The organism is Haloferax marinum (genome assembly GCF_009674625.1).
Taxonomy (GTDB): domain Archaea; phylum Halobacteriota; class Halobacteria; order Halobacteriales; family Haloferacaceae; genus Haloferax; species Haloferax marinum.
In genome coordinates, this window is record NZ_WKJQ01000001.1 from 475,508 (window position 1) to 496,079 (window position 20,572).

General features: G+C 61.9%; 25 protein-coding genes and 1 pseudogene. 14 read left to right on the forward strand and 12 right to left on the reverse strand.

The genetic code is table 11. The features are described 5' to 3' along the window. The first annotated feature begins 194 nt into the window (after window positions 1-194). On the forward strand, window positions 195-524 hold the full coding sequence (locus GJR99_RS02390; RefSeq protein ID WP_151109079.1) for an FUN14 domain-containing protein: 330 nt from the start codon (window positions 195-197) through the stop codon (window positions 522-524). Window positions 525-581: 57 nt separating this feature from the next. Here the strand turns inward: GJR99_RS02390 and GJR99_RS02395 are convergent, their stop codons facing one another. Next, window positions 582-1,298: a ribosome assembly factor SBDS gene (locus GJR99_RS02395; protein ID WP_151109080.1), complete on the reverse strand. Its 717-nt coding sequence runs from the start codon at window positions 1,296-1,298 to the stop codon at window positions 582-584. Window positions 1,299-1,424: 126 nt separating this feature from the next. Between GJR99_RS02395 and GJR99_RS02400 the strand changes: the two genes are divergently transcribed. Next, on the forward strand, window positions 1,425-1,739 hold the full coding sequence (locus GJR99_RS02400) for a NifU family protein (RefSeq protein ID WP_151109081.1): 315 nt from the start codon (window positions 1,425-1,427) through the stop codon (window positions 1,737-1,739). Between the two features lie 630 nt (window positions 1,740-2,369). On the opposite strand, the gene trxA is transcribed toward GJR99_RS02400, so the two are convergent. Both trxA and GJR99_RS02410 read right to left on the reverse strand, forming a co-directional pair. Then, window positions 2,370-2,705, reverse strand: a complete 336-nt coding sequence (trxA, locus tag GJR99_RS02405; RefSeq protein ID WP_151113808.1) for a thioredoxin — start codon at window positions 2,703-2,705, stop codon at window positions 2,370-2,372. A 99-nt stretch (window positions 2,706-2,804) separates the two neighbouring features. After that, the gene (locus GJR99_RS02410; protein WP_151109082.1) at window positions 2,805-3,464 is read right to left on the reverse strand and encodes a 2,5-diamino-6-(ribosylamino)-4(3H)-pyrimidinone 5'-phosphate reductase; all 660 of its coding nucleotides are present in this window, start codon (window positions 3,462-3,464) and stop codon (window positions 2,805-2,807) included. Between the two features lie 121 nt (window positions 3,465-3,585). Between GJR99_RS02410 and GJR99_RS02415 the strand changes: the two genes are divergently transcribed. Beyond that, on the forward strand, window positions 3,586-4,641 hold the full coding sequence (locus GJR99_RS02415; RefSeq protein ID WP_151113810.1) for a glycosyltransferase family 4 protein: 1,056 nt from the start codon (window positions 3,586-3,588) through the stop codon (window positions 4,639-4,641). 6 nt (window positions 4,642-4,647) lie between these two features. Here GJR99_RS02415 and GJR99_RS02420 read toward each other — a convergent pair whose 3' ends face one another. Next, window positions 4,648-5,013, reverse strand: a complete 366-nt coding sequence (locus GJR99_RS02420) for a DUF7510 family protein (RefSeq protein WP_151109083.1) — start codon at window positions 5,011-5,013, stop codon at window positions 4,648-4,650. 117 nt (window positions 5,014-5,130) lie between these two features. Here GJR99_RS02420 and GJR99_RS02425 point away from each other — a divergent pair, with 117 nt between their 5' ends. The 3 genes from GJR99_RS02425 to GJR99_RS02435 are packed head-to-tail and all read left to right on the forward strand — an operon-like array spanning window position 5,131 to window position 9,009. Continuing rightward, on the forward strand, window positions 5,131-6,411 hold the full coding sequence (locus GJR99_RS02425) for a Single-stranded DNA binding protein (protein WP_151109084.1): 1,281 nt from the start codon (window positions 5,131-5,133) through the stop codon (window positions 6,409-6,411). Beyond that, window positions 6,408-8,222, forward strand: coding sequence for a rpa-associated protein (locus GJR99_RS02430; RefSeq protein ID WP_151109085.1), 1,815 nt, complete (start codon window positions 6,408-6,410; stop codon window positions 8,220-8,222). Before GJR99_RS02425 ends, GJR99_RS02430 begins: the two co-directional genes overlap by 4 nt. A gap of 4 nt (window positions 8,223-8,226) precedes the next feature. Continuing rightward, window positions 8,227-9,009, forward strand: a complete 783-nt coding sequence (locus GJR99_RS02435) for a metallophosphoesterase (protein WP_151109086.1) — start codon at window positions 8,227-8,229, stop codon at window positions 9,007-9,009. A gap of 18 nt (window positions 9,010-9,027) precedes the next feature. Here the strand turns inward: GJR99_RS02435 and GJR99_RS02440 are convergent, their stop codons facing one another. Together GJR99_RS02440 and GJR99_RS02445 are read right to left on the reverse strand one after the other, a co-directional pair. Continuing rightward, window positions 9,028-9,306, reverse strand: a complete 279-nt coding sequence (locus GJR99_RS02440) for a hypothetical protein (protein WP_151109087.1) — start codon at window positions 9,304-9,306, stop codon at window positions 9,028-9,030. After that, complete coding sequence (locus GJR99_RS02445; RefSeq protein WP_151109088.1) at window positions 9,303-9,581, reverse strand: hypothetical protein; 279 nt, start codon at window positions 9,579-9,581, stop codon at window positions 9,303-9,305. Before GJR99_RS02445 ends, GJR99_RS02440 begins: the two co-directional genes overlap by 4 nt. A gap of 92 nt (window positions 9,582-9,673) precedes the next feature. Here GJR99_RS02445 and GJR99_RS02450 point away from each other — a divergent pair, with 92 nt between their 5' ends. Then, complete coding sequence (locus GJR99_RS02450; RefSeq protein WP_151109089.1) at window positions 9,674-12,514, forward strand: DEAD/DEAH box helicase; 2,841 nt, start codon at window positions 9,674-9,676, stop codon at window positions 12,512-12,514. A 40-nt stretch (window positions 12,515-12,554) separates the two neighbouring features. On the opposite strand, the gene GJR99_RS02455 is transcribed toward GJR99_RS02450, so the two are convergent. Next, the gene (locus GJR99_RS02455) at window positions 12,555-12,944 is read right to left on the reverse strand and encodes a DUF7522 family protein (protein WP_151109090.1); all 390 of its coding nucleotides are present in this window, start codon (window positions 12,942-12,944) and stop codon (window positions 12,555-12,557) included. Window positions 12,945-13,034: 90 nt separating this feature from the next. Then, entirely contained in the window at window positions 13,035-13,436 is a 402-nt protein-coding gene (locus GJR99_RS02460; protein WP_151109091.1) for an ArsR/SmtB family transcription factor, read from the reverse strand. A 100-nt stretch (window positions 13,437-13,536) separates the two neighbouring features. Here GJR99_RS02460 and GJR99_RS02465 point away from each other — a divergent pair, with 100 nt between their 5' ends. Continuing rightward, a complete protein-coding gene (locus GJR99_RS02465; RefSeq protein ID WP_151109092.1) occupies window positions 13,537-14,157 on the forward strand; it encodes a DUF7509 family protein in 621 nt (206 codons plus the stop codon). Between the two features lie 24 nt (window positions 14,158-14,181). Here GJR99_RS02465 and GJR99_RS02470 read toward each other — a convergent pair whose 3' ends face one another. Beyond that, the gene (locus GJR99_RS02470) at window positions 14,182-14,499 is read right to left on the reverse strand and encodes a hypothetical protein (RefSeq protein WP_191967142.1); all 318 of its coding nucleotides are present in this window, start codon (window positions 14,497-14,499) and stop codon (window positions 14,182-14,184) included. Window positions 14,500-14,563: 64 nt separating this feature from the next. Beyond that, window positions 14,564-16,744: a CDC48 family AAA ATPase gene (locus GJR99_RS02475; RefSeq protein WP_151109094.1), complete on the reverse strand. Its 2,181-nt coding sequence runs from the start codon at window positions 16,742-16,744 to the stop codon at window positions 14,564-14,566. Window positions 16,745-16,822: 78 nt separating this feature from the next. Between GJR99_RS02475 and GJR99_RS17690 the strand changes: the two genes are divergently transcribed. Then, a complete protein-coding gene (locus GJR99_RS17690; protein ID WP_255518296.1) occupies window positions 16,823-16,957 on the forward strand; it encodes a DUF7128 family protein in 135 nt (44 codons plus the stop codon). A 32-nt stretch (window positions 16,958-16,989) separates the two neighbouring features. Here the strand turns inward: GJR99_RS17690 and GJR99_RS02480 are convergent, their stop codons facing one another. Together GJR99_RS02480 and GJR99_RS02485 are read right to left on the reverse strand one after the other, a co-directional pair. After that, window positions 16,990-17,226 carry a DUF7508 domain-containing protein gene (locus tag GJR99_RS02480; RefSeq protein ID WP_151109095.1) on the reverse strand — a complete coding sequence of 79 codons (237 nt, stop codon included), beginning with the start codon at window positions 17,224-17,226 and terminating at the stop codon, window positions 16,990-16,992. Further along, complete coding sequence (locus GJR99_RS02485; protein ID WP_151109096.1) at window positions 17,226-17,654, reverse strand: DUF5796 family protein; 429 nt, start codon at window positions 17,652-17,654, stop codon at window positions 17,226-17,228. The genes GJR99_RS02480 and GJR99_RS02485 overlap by 1 nt, the downstream gene beginning before the upstream one ends. A 159-nt stretch (window positions 17,655-17,813) precedes the next feature. Here GJR99_RS02485 and GJR99_RS02490 point away from each other — a divergent pair, with 159 nt between their 5' ends. The 5 genes and pseudogenes from GJR99_RS02490 to GJR99_RS02510 all read left to right on the forward strand — a co-directional run bounded on the left by GJR99_RS02490 (window position 17,814) and on the right by GJR99_RS02510 (window position 20,560). Beyond that, complete coding sequence (locus tag GJR99_RS02490; RefSeq protein ID WP_151109097.1) at window positions 17,814-18,683, forward strand: shikimate kinase; 870 nt, start codon at window positions 17,814-17,816, stop codon at window positions 18,681-18,683. After that, entirely contained in the window at window positions 18,680-18,988 is a 309-nt protein-coding gene (locus tag GJR99_RS02495) for a chorismate mutase (RefSeq protein WP_151109098.1), read from the forward strand. Before GJR99_RS02490 ends, GJR99_RS02495 begins: the two co-directional genes overlap by 4 nt. Before the next feature lie 649 nt (window positions 18,989-19,637). Then, window positions 19,638-19,925: a ribbon-helix-helix domain-containing protein gene (locus GJR99_RS02500; protein ID WP_151109099.1), complete on the forward strand. Its 288-nt coding sequence runs from the start codon at window positions 19,638-19,640 to the stop codon at window positions 19,923-19,925. After that, window positions 19,918-20,202: pseudogene (locus GJR99_RS02505) on the forward strand (type II toxin-antitoxin system RelE family toxin). The gene GJR99_RS02500 and the pseudogene GJR99_RS02505 overlap by 8 nt, the downstream one beginning before the upstream one ends. A 115-nt stretch (window positions 20,203-20,317) precedes the next feature. Continuing rightward, the gene (locus GJR99_RS02510) at window positions 20,318-20,560 is read left to right on the forward strand and encodes a hypothetical protein (RefSeq protein WP_151109100.1); all 243 of its coding nucleotides are present in this window, start codon (window positions 20,318-20,320) and stop codon (window positions 20,558-20,560) included. The last annotated feature ends 12 nt before the right edge of the window (window positions 20,561-20,572 follow it).

The following is a 20,572-nucleotide window of genomic DNA, read 5'->3' on the forward strand; positions in this document are numbered from 1 at the left end:
TACTAACCGCCGGAGACACTTAAGCCCCGCTCGGTGGTGCTCGTGCATCGAGCGTGTCACCCGCCACCTCCACGTCCATGCTAGAGTAGTACACACTCTGTGTCTTGTATATTGCCCAGCGACAGGTGGAACGTCTCGCCGTCGGTGACTGTCCCCCACAAATGACTTATACGAACGCGCAGGATGTTCGCCGTATGGACCCCTTGCAACTCAGTCTCGACCCACAACAACTCGGCCTCGAGTTCGGTAGTGGGGCCGTCATCGGTGGAATCATCGGATTCGCCGCCAAGAAGGTGGCGAAGCTCATCGCCGTCATCGTCGGCCTCGAACTCGCCGTCTTCAAGTTCCTCGAATCGCGTGGTATCCTCTCTGTCGATTGGGAGCGACTCACCGGTGGCCTCGTCAAGGCGACGGAGAACGCTGCGACTGGTGCACCACCGGATTGGATTTCGTCGATTCTCTCGACGCTCTCTATCTCCGCCGGGTTCTCCGGTGGCTTCCTCGTCGGCTTCAAGAAAGGGTAACGACGGCGTCGCGTCGCCGACAGAACAGTTCGTTCGAAAACCGTCGATTAGCGACTTTCAGAGGTCGTCTTCGTCTTTGACGATTCGCGTCTCGGCCGTCCCGCTGGTGATGTTGTTCACCTTGTCGTAGAAGTCGTTCTGCATCCCTGCCGGGAAGGTGATGACGCCGACCCACGACCCGTCGTTTTGCCACTCTTCGCGTTCGAGGTCGCCGTAACTCCGAATCTGTGCCTGTCCGCTGCCGGCGTATTCGGCGGGTAACTGGACGGCGATGGTGACTTCGGCGAACTTGATGGGCAGCACGGGTCGAAGTGCTTCGAGGGCGTCGTCGACTTGCGACTCGACGGGCTCCATCGGGTCGATTTTGAACCCTGCTTCTTCGAGCGCTCGCTCGATACGCTCGGGCGGGTGTGGCGAGTCGTTCATCTGCGGGTTGACCGCGTTGCGGGCGATGCGGTTGATGAGCGACTTCCGCTTCTGTTCTTGCATCTCCCGGCGCTGGTCGGCCGTAATCTGAATCTCCCCTTTCTTCACGACTTCGGGGATAATCTGCATCGGGTCGGTCGTTCCGAACACCTTTTCGAGGTCGGTTTCGGCCGGCCGGTCACCACGAGAGGCGTCTTCGAACACGTCTTCGGCGGCGATGACGTCTTCTAAGTCGCCGTCGAACTCGCCTCGTTTGATAGCAAGCGCCGCGTCGGGGTCGATGAGTACCTCGAAACGCGCGCCGTGAGATTCCAGGCGGGCAGTGACTGCTTCGTCGAGTGAAATCATAGGTTCCGATACTCTCTCCGTGGTAAAAAGCCCTCGCCGCGTCGGGTCTCGCCGTGTCGTCTGTCGAAATCGCCCGGTTCACACACCGAAGAAACCGTTATGCTGGCCCAACCCCCACGATTCGGTATGAGTTCGCAAGCATCGGAGAAGTCACTCGAAGAACGCATCGAGTTGTTCATGCGTCGGAACTTCCCCCAGATTCAGATGCACGGCGGGAGCGCCGGCATCGAAGCCATCGACGAAGAGACGGGCGAAGTGTGGATTTCCCTCACCGGCGCGTGTTCCGGGTGTGGAATCTCGCCGATGACGATTCAGGCACTCAAGTCGCGGATGGTGATGGAGTTCGAAGAAATCGACGCCGTCCACGCCTCGACCGGAGGGTACTACGACGACGAACCGGGCGCGGGATTCGAACCCGACGTCTCCGACGCGCCGTTCTGAGCGTCGGTCACTCGGACTCTCTGTTATCTCCTTTCGTATCAATCTTGTTTTTGTATTCACATTCTGATATTTTGTCGAGGCCGTGTTGAATACAGAGCGCGAGTCGGTCACACGTCCTGTTGTTACGCTCGTAGTGAACTCTCTGATTTTTGTATTAGTACATCATTACGTTCTAGACGCCGGGGTGCCTCTGACAGAAAACGCCGGCGTCTTGCCTAACCGAGATGCCCACCCGGTTTGGGACGTGAGGTGGGAAATTCTCCATGGTGGTAGGGAATTCCCTCACCTTTTAGAAAAGTACCCAGTTGGTAGATAGTCGTACTCAGACAGTCGTTATTTCAAATTTGGGACTGTCCCCCGATAGAAAATGGACCCGTGAGAAACTCTGGTGTGGCAACTCGATTGGCCTCTCGATCGACGACTAGTTCTTCGAGGCCATGCTGAACTCGTCCTCTGTCCGTATCACGCCACACCGACCAAAGAAGAGTCCGACAGAACCAATCTGTCCTACGCAGAGGACTTCGACAGAACCAATCTGCCCTATTCCGCTTCGCAGGTGACGGTGAAACTGCGCTCGAGGCGTGACGAGCGCACCGCTCACGGTGTTTCGGAGGCAAAAAAGAATACAGATTACGCGAGTTGCTCGATGACGTCGACGAGGTCGTCTTTGCTCTGGACACCGATGACCTGGTGGGCTTTCTCACCGTTCGCGAAGAACTGGAGTGTCGGGACGCTTCGAATCTGTTTCTCGCGGGCGAGGTCCTGCAGTTCGTCGATATCGACTTTCGCCACGACGGCGTCGGTCTCCTCGGCAATCTCCGCGACGGTGGGTTCGAGCATCTTGCACGGCCCACACCACTCGGCGTGGTAGTCGACGAGGACGATATCGTTCTCTGCGATGAGTTCGTCGAGGTGGGCCGCGCTCTCGACGTGGATGGGTGCGTTGGTCGCTTCGGGTGTGCTCATGCCCTCTTGTATCGGCGCGAGGCCCTTACCCATTGCGCCTGTTTGCGCGACGTTGCACGACCGCAAAAAGAGGCGACGTGGACACCGAAAACGCCCGCCTCAGCACTCGTACGTCAGAAGCACGCCGTCGTCCACACGCTCGACAGCCTGGAGCGAGAGACGAGGGAACGCCGAGACGAATCCGTCACCGTCGGCGAGCGTCGGTGCGTCTCGCCCGCCGATGACCATCGACCCGACGTACAGCGTCAGTTCGTCGACGAGGCCAGCGTCGAACAGTGAGAAGATAATCTCGCCACCGCCTTCGACCATCAGTCGTTCGACGCCGTGTGATTCGAGCGATTCGAACGCCGCCGGGAGCGAGACGCGCTCGTCGCCAGCGACGACCACTTCTGCCCCTGCCGTTTCGAGCGCGCCCCGCCGGTCTGCCGGTGCGGCCTCCGAGACGAGTACGTACGTCGTCGCTTCGTCGTCGAGGATTCGTGCGTCTGTCGGCGTGCGCGCTCGAGAGTCGGCGACGACTCGCGCGGGGTGCGACGATTTGCCGCGCGACTCTCGTTTTGAGACGAGTTCGGCGTCGTCGAGCGTCAAGTGCGGGTCGTCGGCGAGGACCGTTCCGACGCCGACCAGAACGGCGTCGGACGCGGCGCGAACCTCGTCCACGCGGGCGAAATCCTCGTCACCGCTAATCTTCACCTGCTCGCGGCGACGCGACGAGAGCTTTCCGTCGACACTCGTGGCGGCGTTGACGTGGACGTGCATACTCGTCGGTCGGCAGGGGGGAGAAAACGCCTTTCGGTGACGTGTCACCCCGATGTCTATCAGACAGGAATTAAATAGGGTTGTGTGGTAGATTGTGGCATCAATGACTCCAAAAGTCCTCATGCTGGGTTGGGGGTTCCCGCCGAACGTCAGCGGTGGACTCGACACACACGTCGGCGAGATGTTCGAGCGACTCGAAGACCGAGACGACGTCGAAATCGAACTTGTCCTCCCCGCCGAATACGCTCCCGACCGTGAGGGAATCGTCGGTGTCCCGACCGGCGAAGGTGACATCATCACGCGAATCGGCCGACTGGGCACGAAGTTCGCCGAGCGCGCTGCCGAGGCCGACATCGTCCACACCCACGACTGGTTCGGCTACGGACCCGGTTCGCGCGCGAAGTCGAACAACGCAGACGTCGAGTGGGTGACGACGTTCCACTCGCTGTCTTCGGACCGCAACATCGACCCGCCACAGCGCGAAGTCGAGACCGAACGCCGCATCGCCGAACGGTGTGACCACCTGCTCGCGGTGAGCAACCTCCTCGCTGGAAAGGTCAAAGAGGAGTACGGCGGCGACTGTCACGTCATCTACAACGGCTTCACCGAAGTCGAGACGACGGGCCGTGACCTGAAAGACGAACTCGAAATCGACGGGAAGATGCTCTTTTTCGTCGGCCGCCACACCGACCAGAAAGGCATCTCACACCTCGTCTACGCGTTGGAGAAACTCGACCGTGACGACGTGACGCTCGTGATGGGTGGGTCGGGCCACCTCACCGACCAACTCAAGCGGTTCGCAGAACTCCTCGGCGTCGAAGACCGAATCGAGTGGGCGGGCTACATCCCCGAAGAGGAACTCGGTGACTACTACGCGGCAGCAGACCTCTTCGTCTCGCCGTCGCTGTCGGAACCGTTCGGAATCACCATCGTCGAGGCGCTCTCGGTTGGCACTCGCGTCGTCGCCACCGAAAGCGGGGCGGCGGAGGTCCTTCCCGAAGACTGCGTCATCGAAGTCGAACCGGACTCGCGGTCGATCGCCGACGGCATCGAGTACGGCCTCTCACTCGAAGGCGAACCCGAGTACGAACCGTACACGTGGGACCGCGTCGTCGACGAGACGGTCGAATACTACCACCAGATTCTCGACGAGAAAACAGACGAAACAGCAGACTGAGCGCGCTTATCGGAGGAGACGGAGGTCGGTCACCGGTTCCGGATGTCGGATTCGGTAGCCGTCTCTCGTCGGAACCATCCCTTCGCGGGGCATCGTCCCGCGCGCAGATTGATACGGTGAGTCGTCGTTCTGAACCGACTGGTACGGTGAGTCGTACGACGACTGATATGGGCTATCCGAACGCTGGTACGCACTGTCGCTCGGGGTGTCTTCGAACCCTTCCGGTGGGAGATAGATTCGCTCGCCGGACTCCGAGCGGACGACGACTGCGGTGTCTTTGTCGCCTTCCATCAGAATCGTCGTCCACCCGTCTTCGATAGTCACCGAAAAGGAGACGTCTTCGTCCGACTCGGGAGTGTCGTCGTTCGTCATACCCCTTCAACTGATACGCGGACACTTAGTGATTCGCCCACGGAACCCGACCGACGAACGCACTCCACCTCCGGCCCCAGCAACCCTTTTTATCCGAAGGGGCCGAAGTGCGCATCGATGGATCTCGAACCACATGCCGAGGAGCTTGCCTCCGCTCTCGGTGTTGACAAAGAGGAGGTCAAATCCGACCTGCAGAACCTCTTGCAGTACAGCGTCCCACTGGACGAAGCCAAACAGAGCGTCCGCCGAAAACACGGCGGGGGCTCGTCGGGAAGCGACGCACCGCCATCGTCGAAGCGTATCGGTGACATCGGCCCGAACGACGGCAACGTCTCGGTGACCGTCCGCGTCCTCACCGTGGGTACGCGCTCTATCGTCTACCAGGGCGACGAACAGACGATTCGCGAAGGTGAACTCGCAGACGAGTCCGGCGTCATCTCCTATACGGCGTGGCAGGACTTCGGTCTCGAACCCGGCGACTCGGTGACGATAGGAAACGCCGGCGTCCGCGAGTGGGACGGCAAACCCGAACTCAACATCGGCGCGGCATCGACCGTCGGCGTGGAGTCAGAGACGGTCGAGACACCGTACGACGACCGAATCGGCGGCGAATCCGACCTCATCGACCTCCAGGCCGGTGACCGTGGCCGCAGTATCGAGGCTCGCGTCCTCGAAGTCGAGTCTCGAACCATCAGCGGCCGCAACGGTGACACGACGATTCTCTCGGGCGTCCTCGCAGACGAGACCGGACGACTGCCCTTCACTGACTGGGCACCTCGCCCGGATATCGAAGAAGGTGCGAGCGTCCGCCTCACGGACGTGTACGTCCGCGAGTTCCGTGGCGTCCCGCAGGTGAACCTCTCCGAGTTCACGACGCTGGAGGTACTCGACGAATCGGTCGCCGTGACCGACTCCGCTCCTCGCCTCAAGATTGGTGAGGCCGTCGATGCCGGTGGTATGTTCGACGTGGAAGTGCTCGGAAACGTCCTCGAAGTCCGCGACGGGTCGGGCCTCATCGAACGCTGCCCCGACTGTGGGCGCGTCGTCCAGAACGGCCAGTGCCGACAACACGGCGAGGTCGACGGCGAAGACGACATGCGCGTGAAAGCAATTCTCGACGACGGCACCGGCACGCTGACGGCTATCCTCGACCACGACCTGACGACGAAAGTCTACGGCGGGACGATGGAAGACGCGATGGCCGCCGCCCGTGAGGCGATGGACAAGGAAGTCGTCGCCGACGAAATCGCGTCGAAACTCGTCGGCCGTGAGTACCGCGTTCGCGGTAATCTCTCGGTAGACGAGTACGGTGCGAACCTCGAAGCAGCCGAGTTCGAAGAGACCGACGACGACCCGGCCGACCGTGCGAAGGCCCTCCTCACGGAGGTGGGCGCATGAGTTCCTCACCGGTCGTCGGCACGCGTGAAGTCGCCTACCGCGTCTTCGCTGCCGAGTTCGACGACGCGTCGCTGTCGTACTCCGAGAGCGACGAAGAACGCGCACCGAACTACGTCGTCACCCCGACGGGCGCACGTCTCAACCGGACGTTCGTCGCCGGTGCGCTCACCGAAGTCGAACACGTGAACGACGAGGTACTCCGCGGCCGAATCGCCGACCCGACTGGTGCGTTCATCACCTACGCCGGGCAGTACCAACCCGAACCGATGGCGTTCCTCGACCAGGCGACGCCGCCGGCGTTCGTCGCCCTGGCCGGAAAGGCGCGGACGTACAAACCGGACGACTCCGACGTCGTCTACACGTCGATTCGCCCCGAGAGCGTCAACACTATCGACGCCGACGTGCGTGACCGTTGGCTGGTCACCACCGCCGAAGCGACGCTCCACCGTATCGCCGTGTTCGACGAGGCGCTCTCGATGCCCCAGCGCGGTGACGAACTGCGCCGCCACCTCGAAGCCCGAGGTGTCGAATCGACGCTCGCCGCGGGCATCCCGCGCGCCATCGACCACTACGGAACCACTCGTTCCTACCTCGAAGCAGTGCGGGCGCTCTCCGTGCAGGCGCTCGAACTCGTCGCTGGCGAACGCGACCAAGTGGAGAACCTCACGGTTGCTCCGGACGACGAAGGCGACGCGACGCTCGGCGCGCTCCCAGAACTCGACCTGCGACCTGCCGACAGCGTCGACGTCGAACCGGCCGCAGAGGAGCGTCCGGCAGAGGCAACGTCCGCTGAAGCGGAAGCAGACGCCGAGGAATCGGTCGAGTCCGACCAACCCGAACCGGCCGACGAAGTCGTATCCGAGACTGCTGACGCGGAGTCGAACGCCACTGCGGATTCGACAGAGCCTGCTGACTCCGAACCCGTCGCCGCCGAAGCGACGACGGTCGGAGCGACCGAGAGCGAACCCGCTCCCGAGACGGAAACCCCCGCCGAACCGGACGAATCCACCGAACCATCGACCACAGACGTGGAGACGACACAGGCGGAGTCTGAACCCGAACCACAATCTGAACCCGAACCGACGTTCTCCGACGAACCCGCCGCCGCAGACGACGACTCGGAACCCGTGGAATCGGACACACCCGGAACACTCGGTGACTTCGACGACGACGGCGCTGACGAGACCTCGTCGTTCGACGACGAACTCGACGACCTGGGTGACTTCGACGACGACCTCCCAGATATCGAAGACGAGGTGAACGCCGAGGGAGCGGCCGACGCATCCGACGCTACTACCTCGACGGCCGACTCCGAGGACGAATCCACCGACCCGTCGGCAATGTACGAGATGGACGAGGAGGAACGCGCCGAAATCGAGTCCGAGTTCGGCACCGAGTTCACGAGCGGGTCCGAGGTGGACCCCGCCGGCGAGGCAGACATCGACGTGCCCGACGTGGACGAAGTCTCCGAACAGGTTGACGAAGACGTGGCCGACTCGGACGCCGAGACGGTCGCAGACGAGGCGCCCGTCGCCGACGAACCCGAACCGGAAGAAGTGACCGACGACACCGACACCGACACCGACTCGACGGGCGGCGACACGCCTGCCGAAGACATCGACCTCGAATCGGTGGTCGTCGAGGCGATGGAAGGTCTCGACGATGGAGACGGTGCCGCACACGACGACGTGGTCGCGGCCGTCGTCGACGAGTACGGCGCTGACGTCGGCGCAGTCGAAGACGCCATCCAGGACGCACTCCTCGGTGGTCGCTGCTACGAACCACAGGACGACGTGCTGAAGGCCATCTGAGGCCGTGTCCAGTCCGCTCGTCGAACCGATTCCCGGTGAACCCGCTGCAGTCGCGCGGACGACACGCCGTGGGTTCCCGGAGCGCTCGCTCGTCGTCGCAGACTATCACGCCGGCATCGAGGCGGGATTGCGGTACGAACGCGGTGTCGAACTCCCGTCGAACGCCGCAGTCCGCCGCGAGCGATTGCTCTCGCTTCTCGACCGAACCGACGCAGACCGACTCGTCGTCCTCGGTGATTTAGGACACCGCATCGGCGACCCGAGAGGCGAGGAAGCAGCGGAGTTGACAGACCTCGTCGACGCAGTCACCGACCGGGCAGAGATGACGCTCGTCCCCGGCAATCACGACGGCGGGCTCGCCGACTTCTTTGGAGACTCCGTCGAGGTGACCGGCCGCGATGGCGTCAGACTCGGTGAAGTTGGCTTCTGTCACGGCCACACGTGGCCCTCTCGGGAGGTCCTCGCCGCCGACGTCGTCTGCTCGGCCCACGAACACCCAGCGGTCAGACTCGAAGACGAAGTCGGTGGGGCGCGAAAAGAGCGCGTCTGGCTTCGCGGGTCGCTCGTTCCGGACGTGTTCGCCGACCACTTCGACGTGGACGGCTCCGAACTGGAGTGGCACGACCCGGAACTCGTGTTGTTTCCGGCGTTCAACGACACCTCCGGCGGGACGTGGGTCAACGTCCCCGGACAGGGATTTCTCTCGCCGTTCTTACCAGACGGACTCGCAGATGGCGAAGCCTACCTGTTAGACGGAACGCGGTTGGGAGACTACCAGCGAGTGTGATGGGGGAACCCGACTCAGCTAGGAGTACGCGAGGACGAGGACGCCGAGAACGAACACTGCGACAGCGCCTAGCTGCGCCAGCCGCTGCCACCCCGACCACTCACGGAAATAGTCTGGAACCCCTCGCTCTCGCTCGTGTACGGCGTAGACGACGAAGACACCGCTGGCGACGACGAGCCCACCCACGAAGACGAGTTCCCACAGGGCGAGTTCGCGGGTTCCGATGCCGAGTGCGATGAAGATATTTCCCACCAGAAACCCTGCCTGTGACAGCCAGAACGTCCGTTCCGGACTCACAGGACCACCGTGTACACCTGTAGTGCCACGCTGGCGAGAAACACTGCTACGCCCGCGGCGACGAGGTAGACGAGCGGCCCCCAGTCTGTCGGGATGTTCACACGGTCGGGATGTCGAAGTGCGGTCATCGAAGCATAGCCGACGACGAGAATGCCAAAGAGTGCGGCGACAGTGCCGATGCCGGCGGTTCCGCTCGCGATATCGAGGCCGACCGAGACTGTCGCCGCGAGACCGTAGACTGCGAACGAGAGCCAGAACGCGCGGGTCGGGGACACAGCACGAAGTTGATTTTTGAACGACATGAACGCTCTGGCCACCACCGCTCCGAGCGGTGTGCTCAATAGCCTCGAACCGTAACCTCGGGCAGATGCCAGACGGCGAGGCCGCCGCCGGAATGGACGCGTTTGCGACGCTCTCGTCGCCCGTCCGTGAGGCGCTCTCTGAGCGTGGATTTTCGACACCGACAGAGCCACAGCGCCGGGCGATTCCCCCACTTGCCGACGGGAAGAACGGCCTCATCATCGCGCCGACGGGAACTGGGAAGACGGAGACGGCGATGTTGCCGGTCTTCTCGGCTATCAGCGAGGCCGAAGACAGATTCGGAATCTCGGCGCTCTACATCACTCCGCTTCGGGCGTTGAACCGCGACATGCGCGAGCGTCTCGACTGGTGGGGCGACATCCTCGATATCGACATCGACGTTCGCCACGGCGACACCACGCAGTACCAGCGCCAGAAGCAGGCGAACGACCCGCCGGACGTGCTGGTGACGACGCCCGAGACGTTGCAGGCGATGCTCACGGGCAAGAAGTTGCGAAAGGCGCTCTCGGACGTCCACCACGTCGTCGTCGACGAGGTTCACGAACTCGCGTCGGCCAAGCGCGGGGCCCAGTTGACTATCGGGTTAGAGCGCCTCCACGAACTCGCGGGGCCGTTCCAGCGAATCGGTCTCTCGGCGACTGTCGGGTCCCCCACCGAGGTTGGGAAGTTCTTGACGGGTGACCGGGAGTTCGAAATCATCGAGGTGGACGTGGACAATCGCGTCGAGTTCGAGGTGGTCCGTCCAGAGGTGACGAACGAAGACGAGCGACTGGCCGGCAAACTCGCAACCGACCCCGAGATAGCGAGCCACGTCCGGACGATACGCGACATCGTTCGCACACACGAGTCGGTGCTCGTCTTCGTCAACACCCGACAGACTGCCGAAGCGCTCGGGTCTCGGTTCAAGAAACTGGGTGACTCCATCGAAGTCCACCACGGGTCGCTCTCGAAAGACGTCCGCATCGACGTCGAAGACCGGTTCAAAGCCGGTGAGTTGGACGCCCTCATCTGTACGTCCTCGATGGAACTCGGCATCGACGTAGGCCGGGTGGACCACGTCGTCCAGTACAACAGTCCGCGCGAAGTCTCCCGACTCCTCCAGCGAGTCGGGCGGGCAGGCCACAGACTGGGCGTCGTCTCCCGAGGGACCATCGTCACCGACCACCCCGACGACACCTTAGAAGCCCTCGCCATCGCCCGAAGGGCGGAGTCGGGTGAAGTCGAACCCGCCCGTGTCCACCACGGGAGTCTCGACACCGTCGCCAACCAAATCGTCGGCATCGTCATGGATTACGGCGACGTCTCTGCCCGACGCGCCTACGAAATCGTCACTCGGGCGTATCCGTTCCGCGACGTCTCAGAAGACGATTTCCGCGCCGTCGTCCGCGAACTCTCGCAGAATCGCCTGCTCTGGGTCGAAGAGGACAAAGACCTCTTGGAGAAGTCCAGCGGGACGTGGCAGTACTTCTACGCCAACCTCTCGATGATTCCCGACGAGGAGACCTACGACGTCCACGACATGTCCTCACGTCGGCAAATCGGGACGCTCGACGAGAAGTTCGTCCTCAACTTCGCGTCTCCGGGTGCGACGTTCATCCAGCGCGGGGAGATGTGGCGCGTCAACGACGTGGACGACGAGGAAGCACGAGTAAACGTCTCACCAATCGAAGACCCCGGCGGCGAAGTTCCGTCGTGGGTCGGGTCGGAGATTCCGGTCCCAGCACCCGTCGCGGGCGAAGTCGGTGAACTCCGGGACGTTGCAGCACCACAGTTCGAATCGGGTGCCGACAGAGAGAGCGTCGCCCGCGACATCGCAATGCGATATCCGACAGACTCGGCGACGGTCTCGACGGCACTCGGCCCTCTCGAACGACAGGTCGAAACCGGCGCACCGATTCCGACCGCAGACCGTCTCGTCATCGAAGGCTCACCCCGGAAGGTGACGCTGAACTCCTGTTACGGCCACCGGGTCAACGAGACGCTCGGACGACTTCTGTCGGCGCTCATCGGCCAGCGAACCGGGTCGTCGGTCGGGATGGAAGTCGACCCCTATCGCGTCGAGTTCGACGTTCCGGGGAAGGTGTCGCCGACGACGTTCGCCGAGGTTCTCCGCGAAACCGACCCCGAACACGTCGAAGCGCTCCTCGAACTCGCGCTCAAGCGCTCGGACTCACTCAAATTCACGCTCGCACAGGTCGCCGCGAAGTTCGGGGCGCTCAAGCGGTATCAGGGCCGCGGTCGGTTCGGCGGCGACAGACTCCTCGCGGCGCTCGAAGACACACCCGTCTACGACGAAGCGGTCAGGGAGGTGTTCCACACCGACCTCGAAGTCGAAGAGACGGTCGAACTGCTTCGGCGACTCCACGCCGGCGACGTCGAACTCGTCGTCGCCCGCGAACCGACGCCAATCGGCACGGGCGGGCGCGGGTCTGGGACCGACCTGCTCGTCCCCGAAAACGCCGACGCGAGCGTCATCGAGACGATACGTGACCGGATTCAAAACGACCGTGTCCTGCTGTTCTGTCTGCACTGCAAGGAATGGACGCGGAAGACGAAAGTCAAGCGCGTGCGCGACCCACAGGAGTGTCCGCAGTGCGGCGCGACCCGTATTGCGGCGCTCAACCCGTGGGACGAAGAGACGGTCAAAGCAGTCCGAGCGACGGAAAAAGACGACGAACAAGAACGCCTGACGAAGCGAGCGTATCGCTCTGCGAGTCTCGTCCAGGCACACGGCAAGAAGGCGGTTATCGCGCTCGCTGCCCGTGGCGTCGGCCCGCACAACGCGGCGCGTATCATCAACAAACTTCGAGAAGACGAAGACGACTTCTACCGCGACATCCTCGAACGGGAACGCGAGTACGCCCGGACGCAGTCGTTCTGGGACTGATTCGGACTCGTTCGGGGACTGGAATCGGTTCTGGGACTGATTACTCCGCTATCGCCCACTCGTCGAGAATCGTCGTCACGGCGGTTTTGAGCGCCTCGAAATCCTGCATCGTGATGCCGTCTGTCGTGACGAAGACCCCGATGTCTTCGAGCGTGATGCGGACGAGGTAGCCGTTTTCGAACACGCGAATGGTGTACTCGTAGTCGCCGAGCTCGGACCCACGATAGGCGTCCTGTGTCATCTTGAAGTCGTGCCACTCGTTTCCGATGAAGGAGTTCAGGTCGGCCTCCTGTTCTAAGTCGTCGCGCAGGTAGACCTGCAGGTAGTCGAATCGGTTGAAGTACGTGAGCGACCGAAGACTGTCTCCGGCGGCGGCACGACACACCGAAATCAGCTTTTCTTGTGCTTCCTCTGGGAGGAGATTTGACATCGGGTTTCGGTGTGTGACCAACTACCAAATAGGCGGCGCATCCGGCAGGTGACGTGACGACCGGTGAAGGAACCGAACGAACTGCGGCGTCTACGCCGACGTGTACGCGTCGCGGTAGTCGCGTTCACGCCGAATGAGTTCCTCGACACCGTATTCGAGGATATCTGCGCCGAGTGACGTCGCGCGGTAGTAGGAGAACAATCCATCGCCGTCCGCGTGGGTTCGCTTTCGTTTCTCGACCAGTCCGGTGTCGACCAGTTTTCGGAGGTGGTAGTGGAGGTTGTTCGCCCGGATATCGAGGGCGTCTTCCAGTTCTTTCGGACTTCGCTCCCCGAAGTGGACCAGTCGGTAAAGCAGGGTAAACCGGGTTCGGTCACCGATAGCCGCCTGCATGTCGAGATACTCGTCCAGCGTGAGGACGCTCGTCGGCGGCAGCAACTCGGCAGGGTCTTCTGGCAGTCCCTTCGCGTCGGCCGGAGAGTTCGTCGCCATCTCGTCTAGTGAGATGTCCCGTACCGACTTAACGATTCTCGAGTCAAACTTCCCTGAAAAGGCCGTTTTTTATATATTGATTCGGTCAGTACGACGGTACATGCGCGATACCATCACACGGGACGACATCCGAGACGCCCTCGGCCGGACCACCTACGACCGCTTTCTCGTCTACGTGATGGGGCCCTACAAGTCGTTCAACCTGAACTACGTCCTCTCGGAGGAAGAACTCGCAGACATCGACGTCGCGGACCTCCCCGGCCCGATTCGGAAGTTGTTCTCGGCGCGAGACGACGTCGATGGCGCACTCGCCCTCCTGCGTCGCCTGCAAGGGTCGTTGCGCGCCGACCCAGGTGTGAACGCGTTTCTCGCCGTCGATATCGACATCGACACCGACGACGTCGACGCCGCGACGCAGAGTATCGCCTTCGCGCAGGCGAGCAACGCGACCGTGTTCGTCCTCCCGTTTCTCGGCCACAACTTCGGCGTCGGCGAAGAGGCTGGGTCCATCCTCGAACGCCTCTCGGAGAGCCACGGCGACCGAATCGTCTTCGTCCACGAGGCGACGGTCACGAGCGAGATGATTCGGGCGGCACGAGCGCGATGGGACCTCAGAGTCGAAACCTACGACACCGAAGACGAACTGCACAAGCGCATCCGACTCTTCGTCGCGGACGTGATGAATCGCGAACTCCACGGCGATTTGGAGCGACTCGACTAGTGTATATCGGACTCCCTAGGCAGTCTACTCCCACCGGTTCGTCGCCTCGTTCCGCCTCGGAAGGAACGGAAGCAAGAACGCGACGAGGAAGACGATTGCCGCGATGACGAGGTAGTCGGGCGTCGTCAAGACGAGGGCGAAAATCGAGAGGACCGACGCCTCACCGGCGTTGACCGCCATAATCGCGTCTGCATCGTTGTTCATAATCACGAGGAACATGAAGATGACCTCTGCAAATACGACCCGGAGTCCTGCTTTCGTGAACCACCACCCGGCAGAGAGCGGTCCTCCCGTGAGTGCGTCTACCTCTCGTTGGACCTTCCGTCGCCACGCCGCGTTCACGACACACCACTGTTGCATGTGAACATGACTCGTGATAGGTCGTGAAAGAAGATAATCTCGACTGTCAGGAGAGACTCGGCCGAACCGACTCCAGTGCCGCGTCGAAGTGTTCCCGTGTGATGCGAATCTCGTCGGCGTGGTCGTTAGCCGCTGTACCCTCGTAGGCGCTGGCGACGTCCTGAATGGCTCGAAGCGCCGCCTCGCGGCAGACTGCGGCGACGTCTGCGCCGGAGTACCCGTCCATATGCGCAGCGACGTCGGTGAGGTCGACGTCGGAACTGAGTGGTTTGTTCCGGACGTGAACGTCGAGGATGGCGCGACGCGCCTCGATGTCGGGGGCGGGCACCTCGACGTGCGTCTCCAGTCGACCGGGACGAAGGAGCGCAGGGTCGAGGGCGTCTCGCCGGTTCGTCGCCGCGAGGACGACGAGGTTCGGATTGTCGGCGGCGTTGTCCATCTCGGTCAGGAGTTGCGAGACGACGCGTTCTGTCACGCCAGAGTCCGACCCCATACTGTCGCGGTTCGTCGCGATAGCGTCGATTTCGTCGAAAAAGAGGATGCTCGGCGCGGCCTGTCGGGCCCGGTCGAACACCTCTCGGACGGATTTCTCGGACTCACCGACGTATCTATCGAGGAGTTCTGGGCCGGCGACGTGGATGAAGTTGACCTCGCTTTCGGCCGCGATAGCACGCGCGAGAAGCGTCTTCCCGGTTCCCGGTGGGCCGTAGAGGAGCAGTCCAGTCGGTGGGTCTGTCGCCGCCGCTTCGAAGAGTGGTGCGTAGGTCAACGGCCACGTGACGGCACGCTCGAGCGTCCGTTTCACGTCGTCGAGGCCGCCGACTGCTTCGAACCCCTTGGTCGGTTGTTCGGCGACGTACTCGCGCATCGCCGAGGGTTCGACTACCGCCATCGCCGTCTCGAAGTCGGCGCGCGTCACCGTCAGGTCTCTGACCGGAACCCCATCGCCGGTGCGCCGAGAGCGTCGAAGTGCGGTCATGGCCGCTTCCTTCGCGAGCGACTCGAGGTCTGCACCGACGAACCCGTGTGTCCGCGAGGCGAGTCGGTCGATGTCCACGTCGTCTGCGAGTGGCATCTGACGGGTGTGGACGTCGAGAATCTCCCGACGGCCACCGACGTTCGGGACGCCAATCTCTATCTCGCGGTCGAACCGCCCACCGCGACGGAGCGCCGGGTCGAGGCTATCGACGCGATTCGTCGCCCCGATGACGACGACGTCGCCACGAGCGTCCAGGCCGTCCATGAGAGAGAGTAGTTGGCCGACGATACGACTCTCGACGTCGCCGCCGTCGTCACGCTTGGCCGCAATCGAATCTATCTCGTCGAAGAATACGATGCTCGGAGACTGCTCGCGCGCCTCTTTGAACACCTCACGGAGTTTCTCTTCTGACTCGCCTTTGTACTTCGAGAGGACTTCTGGCCCCGAAATCGTGATGAACGTCGCGTCGACTTCGTTGGCGACGGCTTTCGCGATGAGCGTCTTCCCGGTGCCCGGCGGGCCGTGGAGGAGCACGCCTTTCGGCGGTTCGATACCGAGGTGGGCGAACACTTCGGGTTCCGACAGTGGGAGTTCTATCATCTCCCGAACCAGGTCGAGTTCGTCGTCGAGGCCACCGATATCTTCGTAGGTGACGCCCGTCGCGCGTCCTCGACCTCCGTCCCCGTCGTCGGTCCCCGTCATGCTCTTGACCGCGTCTCGGACTGCCTCGCTCGCACCCTTCGACTCCGTTGCGGTCACCGTGACGTTCGTCGCGTCGGTGACGCGGACGACCCCACCCGGTCGTGTCTCGCTCACGACGAGGAGTGAACCACCGAGTCGCTCGACGCGGACACGGTCACCGGCCCGAAGGGGGCGATTCCGAATCTCCGATTTCACGACGTCTTCTATCGTCTCTCGACTCACACTGGTTCGTTCGAACGCGCTGGGGCCAGCGAGCGTCACCGACTTCGCGTCGTCGACGTCTATCTTCTGGACGTGGACGGTGTCACCGATTTTGACGCCCGCGTTCGCTCGCGTGTCGGCGTCGACGAGAATCTCGCCGGCGTCAGCACCGGGGCGGGCGGGCCACATCTTCGCCACCGTCTCACGAGTCCCCTCGATGACGACGGTCTCACCACTCAATACACTGAGTTCTCGCCGTGCTGCTTCGGGGAGGCGGGCGATGCCGCGCCCCGCGTCGCGCTTTTCGGCGGCACGGACCACGAGTGTCACCCCGTCTTCGGTCATGACAGTTGCTTGGGTGTCTCAGTTCTTGAGCGTTCGCCCGGAGTAACCGTTTTCCGGACTCGTGTGATAGCCATATACATGGTGACCACGACACAGAAAGACGGAGAGACGTGGTTCCAGTGTGAGGAGTGTGGGATGCTGTTCGACGTCAGAGCAGACGCCCAGGCCCACGAGGATAACTGCGATACCGATAGCCCATCGTACCTCCAGTAAGAGACGGTCGCACCGCCAGCGTCGGACGCTGACTACTCGGGGTCGTGTTCCGCGGCGATTCGTTCGGCGTGGTCGAGCGACGTTGCTCGCTCCCAGCGAACACGCTCGCCGTCGCCGTAGGCGAGTACCTCTTTCAACTCGTCGCGGAGGACGCCCACGCCCCGTCCGACCAGATTCCCATCGGCGTCACCGAGTTCGTAGTAGCCGTAGGCTTCCGGTGCCTTCCCAATCGTCCGCTTTTCCAGGGGTTCCCATCGCTTCCGGAGCATCACTCGGAGACGAACTCGTAGGACTGTTCGCTCCAGTCGTCTTCGACGAAGACGAACACGCGGCCACGGGCCACGTCCGGGTCGGCCTCTATCTCGAAATTGTGGCCGGGCAGGCGGCGTGCGACGACACCAGGAAACAGTTCTTCTTCTTCACCCTCTGCGAGGATGACGCGGCCGACACCGCTGGACTCGAGGACGCCGTCGTGCGTCTTCAGGTCGTTGACGTACATCATCACACCCTCCGTCTCCGTCGGGTCGGTGACGAGTACGTGGACCTCTTTGCCGGGACTCGTCTGCAGCGTGCCCGTAATCGCCTCGGGGACACCTCGGTAGACCGTCGTCCGATTGTCGATATACTCCACTTCGACGCCGTAGTCGTGGAGTTCGATGCCGAGGGTACTCGGGGCGATATCGTTTCGGGCGCTCATACCACGCGATTACTCCGGAACGGTGAAAAACGACGCGATACCGCGTATCGAATACGCAGCGATACCGTGCATCGAACCGGCACGCTCGCCAACTGATTCGGCAGCGGATGATATGGCACCGACCGCTACTTCTTTGCCTCCCCTCGTTTCCGTACAGGTATGCACGGCCGAGCCGCCGCCCTCGGAGCAGGAACCATCCTGAACGCCCTCGCGACGGGGACTGGCTCCGCGTTCGCCATCGACGCAGAGACCACCGCGACGGTCGAATTAGACGACTCGGACGACGTTCGCGGGACCATCGCGGAGGCACCCGACGCCGACACGCGCCTCGTAGAACGCTGTGTCGAACTCGTCGTCGAGCAGTACGGCGACGGCGAGGGCGGCACCGTCGAAACCGAGAGCGACGTGCCGATGGCCGCCGGTCTCAAGAGTTCGAGCGCCGCCGCGAACGCGACAGTGCTCGCCACACTCGACGCAGTCGGTGCGTCGGTCGGCCGCGGTCCGGACGACGACATCACCCGCATCGACGCCTGTCGCCTCGGCGTTCGGGCGGCCCGAGAGGTCGGCGTCACCGTCACCGGTGCGTTCGACGACGCATCGGCGTCCATGCTCGGAGGCGTCGTCGTCACCGACAACACCGAAGACGAACTCGTCGCCCGCGACGAACCAGACTGGGACGTCCTCGTGTGGACACCGCCGGAGCAAGCCTTCAGTGCCGATGCCGACGTCTCTCGCTGTGAGGACGTCGCCTCGATGGCAAATCTCGTCGCAGAACTCGCGCTCGAAGGCCGGTACGCAGAGGCGATGACGGTCAACGGCCTCGCGTTCTCGGCCGCGCTGGACTTTCCGACCGACCCCGCCGTCGAAGCGATGCCTCTCGCAGACGGTGTCTCCCTCTCTGGGACCGGCCCGAGCGTCGTCGCAGTGGGTGACCGTGACGGCCTCGAACAGGTCCAGGAGCGATGGGACGCCCGCGACGGCGAGACACGACTGACCACCACCCGAACTGACGGAGCACGAATCCTATGACAGACGACACGACAGACGACGCCGAATGGATACAGGACATGACGCTCGACGAACTTCGCGAAGAAATCGAAGATATCGACCGCGAAATCGTCGAACTCATCGCTCGCAGAACCTACGTCGCCGACACCGTCGCGCAGGTCAAAGCCGAACACGACCTGCCGACGACCGACGAATCCCAAGAAGAACGTGTGATGGAACGCGCCGGCGAGAACGCCGACCACTTCGAAGTGGATTCCAATTTGGTGAAGGCGATTTTCCGGTTGCTCATCGAGATAAACAAGGCCGAGCAAAGACAGTCTAGATAGCACTAAACAGGTGTAAATCGGCGTCTTGAACCCGGTTTGGGTGCCGCGTTCTTCCGGCTGCTTCTCAATAGGTCAGACCAACTTCTATCGAGTCGGCCACTGGGCACCGCTTGTCTTCTGTCGTACCACACGACTCACGAGACCGAGTACATACCCGACAACGCCTACTGGTCCACCGAATCCAAGCCCGATAATCGCTGGTCCGACTACGTAGCGTTCCCAAACCGTTGGTTCAGTGTGGAAGCCTGCGAAACTACCCCCTGCAACTGCCGCACCGGTTAGTACCCACGCAACCAGTACACTCACCACGGGACCGTTATTTCGTGATGCGTTGATTGCTGCCAAAAGCAGCACCCCAACAAAAAACAGGTACGACGCAGGCGGTTGAGAGAACTCAACAAATGGGATGAGCGTCTGCAGCAAAAATACGAACAGTGCGACGCTGAGAGACAGAAGGATAACACGAAGACCCACAATTCGACTTTCGCCAAACAGATAGGTCGTAACCGTCGTCATCACGAACACGCTCTGTAGAATGTCATCTGAATGTGATAAATTACCTGCCTAAATGGCCCTGTCAAACCTAATTTGGATTTCTACGGATGCAGACGGCGAAACCGCTTTGGTAAGACGCACGTAACACATGCGTATGTCTGAAGCAACTACGAACACCAACGGTGGCGACGATGAAATCGTCACGGTGAACTTCAAAGTCACCCAGTCGTTTCTCGACGAGATAGACGACACGTGGCAGGGACGCGGCTTCAATAGTCGGAGCGAGTTCATTCGCTACACGTTGCGGGACGCAACCGAATTCCCGACGTTCGACCGCGACGAACTCGTCGCGCTCCTCAAAGCCGAAGAAGACATCCGCGAAGGGCGAACGATGAGCGCCCAAGACGCACGAGAGAAATTCGGCACGGACGGCGATGAGTGACGGCGACTGGACGTGAGAACTCACACCGAACGCACAAGACGGCCTCGCCGCGCTCGATGCGCACGAACAAGACCGGATTCTCGACAAACTCGACGAGATAGTCGATTCACCGTGGCGTGACCCGCCGGATTACGGCGAACCGCTCCAGAACAGCCCACACAAGAAAGTTCGCGTCGGCGAGTTTCGACTGGCTGTGACGTTTCGTCAGAACGACCAGCGAATAGTCGTCGCTCGAATCAAACGTCGCGGTGGGGCCTATACTGCTGACGACGACTGAGTCCGTTCGTTCACCAGTATGCTAGATTTCACCATCTTAAACAAGGCGGAGCAACGGCAGAATCGGTGATTCTGCCAAAGCTGTTATCACACTGTCACGATATCGTTCGTCAGAGATGAGCGACTCGGTGACGAGAGACCAACCCGACCTTCTTCGGACCCTCCAACAGTTAGGCATCATCGTCGGTATCCCGGTGTGGGCCTTCCTCTGGTTCTGGCCGATGATTGGGCAGGACTTCACGTCGTACAGCGGCATTGACTACCTACTGCACGCCGAGAGTGCCGTGGCGGGGTTCTTCTTTTCAGGCCTCTTCGTCGGACTCGTGGTTGTGGCGTTGATGTACAATGTGGCTCGGTGATAACTTGAGGGC

Bases quoted from the DNA above. Each gene is read 5' to 3' on its own strand.
- GJR99_RS02485 (WP_151109096.1), bottom strand. From the start codon at position 17,654: ATGAGCGCCCGAAACGATATCGCCCCGAGTACCCTCGGCATCGAACTC.
- GJR99_RS02465 (WP_151109092.1), top strand. From the start codon at position 13,537: ATGCGCGATACCATCACACGGGACGACATCCGAGACGCCCTCGGCCGG.
- GJR99_RS02415 (WP_151113810.1), top strand. From the start codon at position 3,586: ATGCTGGGTTGGGGGTTCCCGCCGAACGTCAGCGGTGGACTCGACACA.
- GJR99_RS02425 (WP_151109084.1), top strand. From the start codon at position 5,131: ATGGATCTCGAACCACATGCCGAGGAGCTTGCCTCCGCTCTCGGTGTT.
- GJR99_RS02450 (WP_151109089.1), top strand. From the start codon at position 9,674: ATGCCAGACGGCGAGGCCGCCGCCGGAATGGACGCGTTTGCGACGCTC.
- GJR99_RS02400 (WP_151109081.1), top strand. From the start codon at position 1,425: ATGAGTTCGCAAGCATCGGAGAAGTCACTCGAAGAACGCATCGAGTTG.
- GJR99_RS02475 (WP_151109094.1), bottom strand. From the start codon at position 16,744: ATGACCGAAGACGGGGTGACACTCGTGGTCCGTGCCGCCGAAAAGCGC.
- GJR99_RS02495 (WP_151109098.1), top strand. From the start codon at position 18,680: ATGACAGACGACACGACAGACGACGCCGAATGGATACAGGACATGACG.
- GJR99_RS17690 (WP_255518296.1), top strand. From the start codon at position 16,823: ATGGTGACCACGACACAGAAAGACGGAGAGACGTGGTTCCAGTGTGAG.
- GJR99_RS02395 (WP_151109080.1), bottom strand. From the start codon at position 1,298: ATGATTTCACTCGACGAAGCAGTCACTGCCCGCCTGGAATCTCACGGC.
- GJR99_RS02480 (WP_151109095.1), bottom strand. From the start codon at position 17,226: ATGCTCCGGAAGCGATGGGAACCCCTGGAAAAGCGGACGATTGGGAAG.
- GJR99_RS02430 (WP_151109085.1), top strand. From the start codon at position 6,408: ATGAGTTCCTCACCGGTCGTCGGCACGCGTGAAGTCGCCTACCGCGTC.
- GJR99_RS02500 (WP_151109099.1), top strand. From the start codon at position 19,638: ATGTCTGAAGCAACTACGAACACCAACGGTGGCGACGATGAAATCGTC.
- GJR99_RS02460 (WP_151109091.1), bottom strand. From the start codon at position 13,436: ATGGCGACGAACTCTCCGGCCGACGCGAAGGGACTGCCAGAAGACCCT.
- trxA (WP_151113808.1), bottom strand. From the start codon at position 2,705: ATGAGCACACCCGAAGCGACCAACGCACCCATCCACGTCGAGAGCGCG.
- GJR99_RS02390 (WP_151109079.1), top strand. From the start codon at position 195: ATGGACCCCTTGCAACTCAGTCTCGACCCACAACAACTCGGCCTCGAG.
- GJR99_RS02490 (WP_151109097.1), top strand. From the start codon at position 17,814: ATGCACGGCCGAGCCGCCGCCCTCGGAGCAGGAACCATCCTGAACGCC.
- GJR99_RS02455 (WP_151109090.1), bottom strand. From the start codon at position 12,944: ATGTCAAATCTCCTCCCAGAGGAAGCACAAGAAAAGCTGATTTCGGTG.
- GJR99_RS02420 (WP_151109083.1), bottom strand. From the start codon at position 5,013: ATGACGAACGACGACACTCCCGAGTCGGACGAAGACGTCTCCTTTTCG.
- GJR99_RS02410 (WP_151109082.1), bottom strand. From the start codon at position 3,464: ATGCACGTCCACGTCAACGCCGCCACGAGTGTCGACGGAAAGCTCTCG.
- GJR99_RS02510 (WP_151109100.1), top strand. From the start codon at position 20,318: ATGAGCGACTCGGTGACGAGAGACCAACCCGACCTTCTTCGGACCCTC.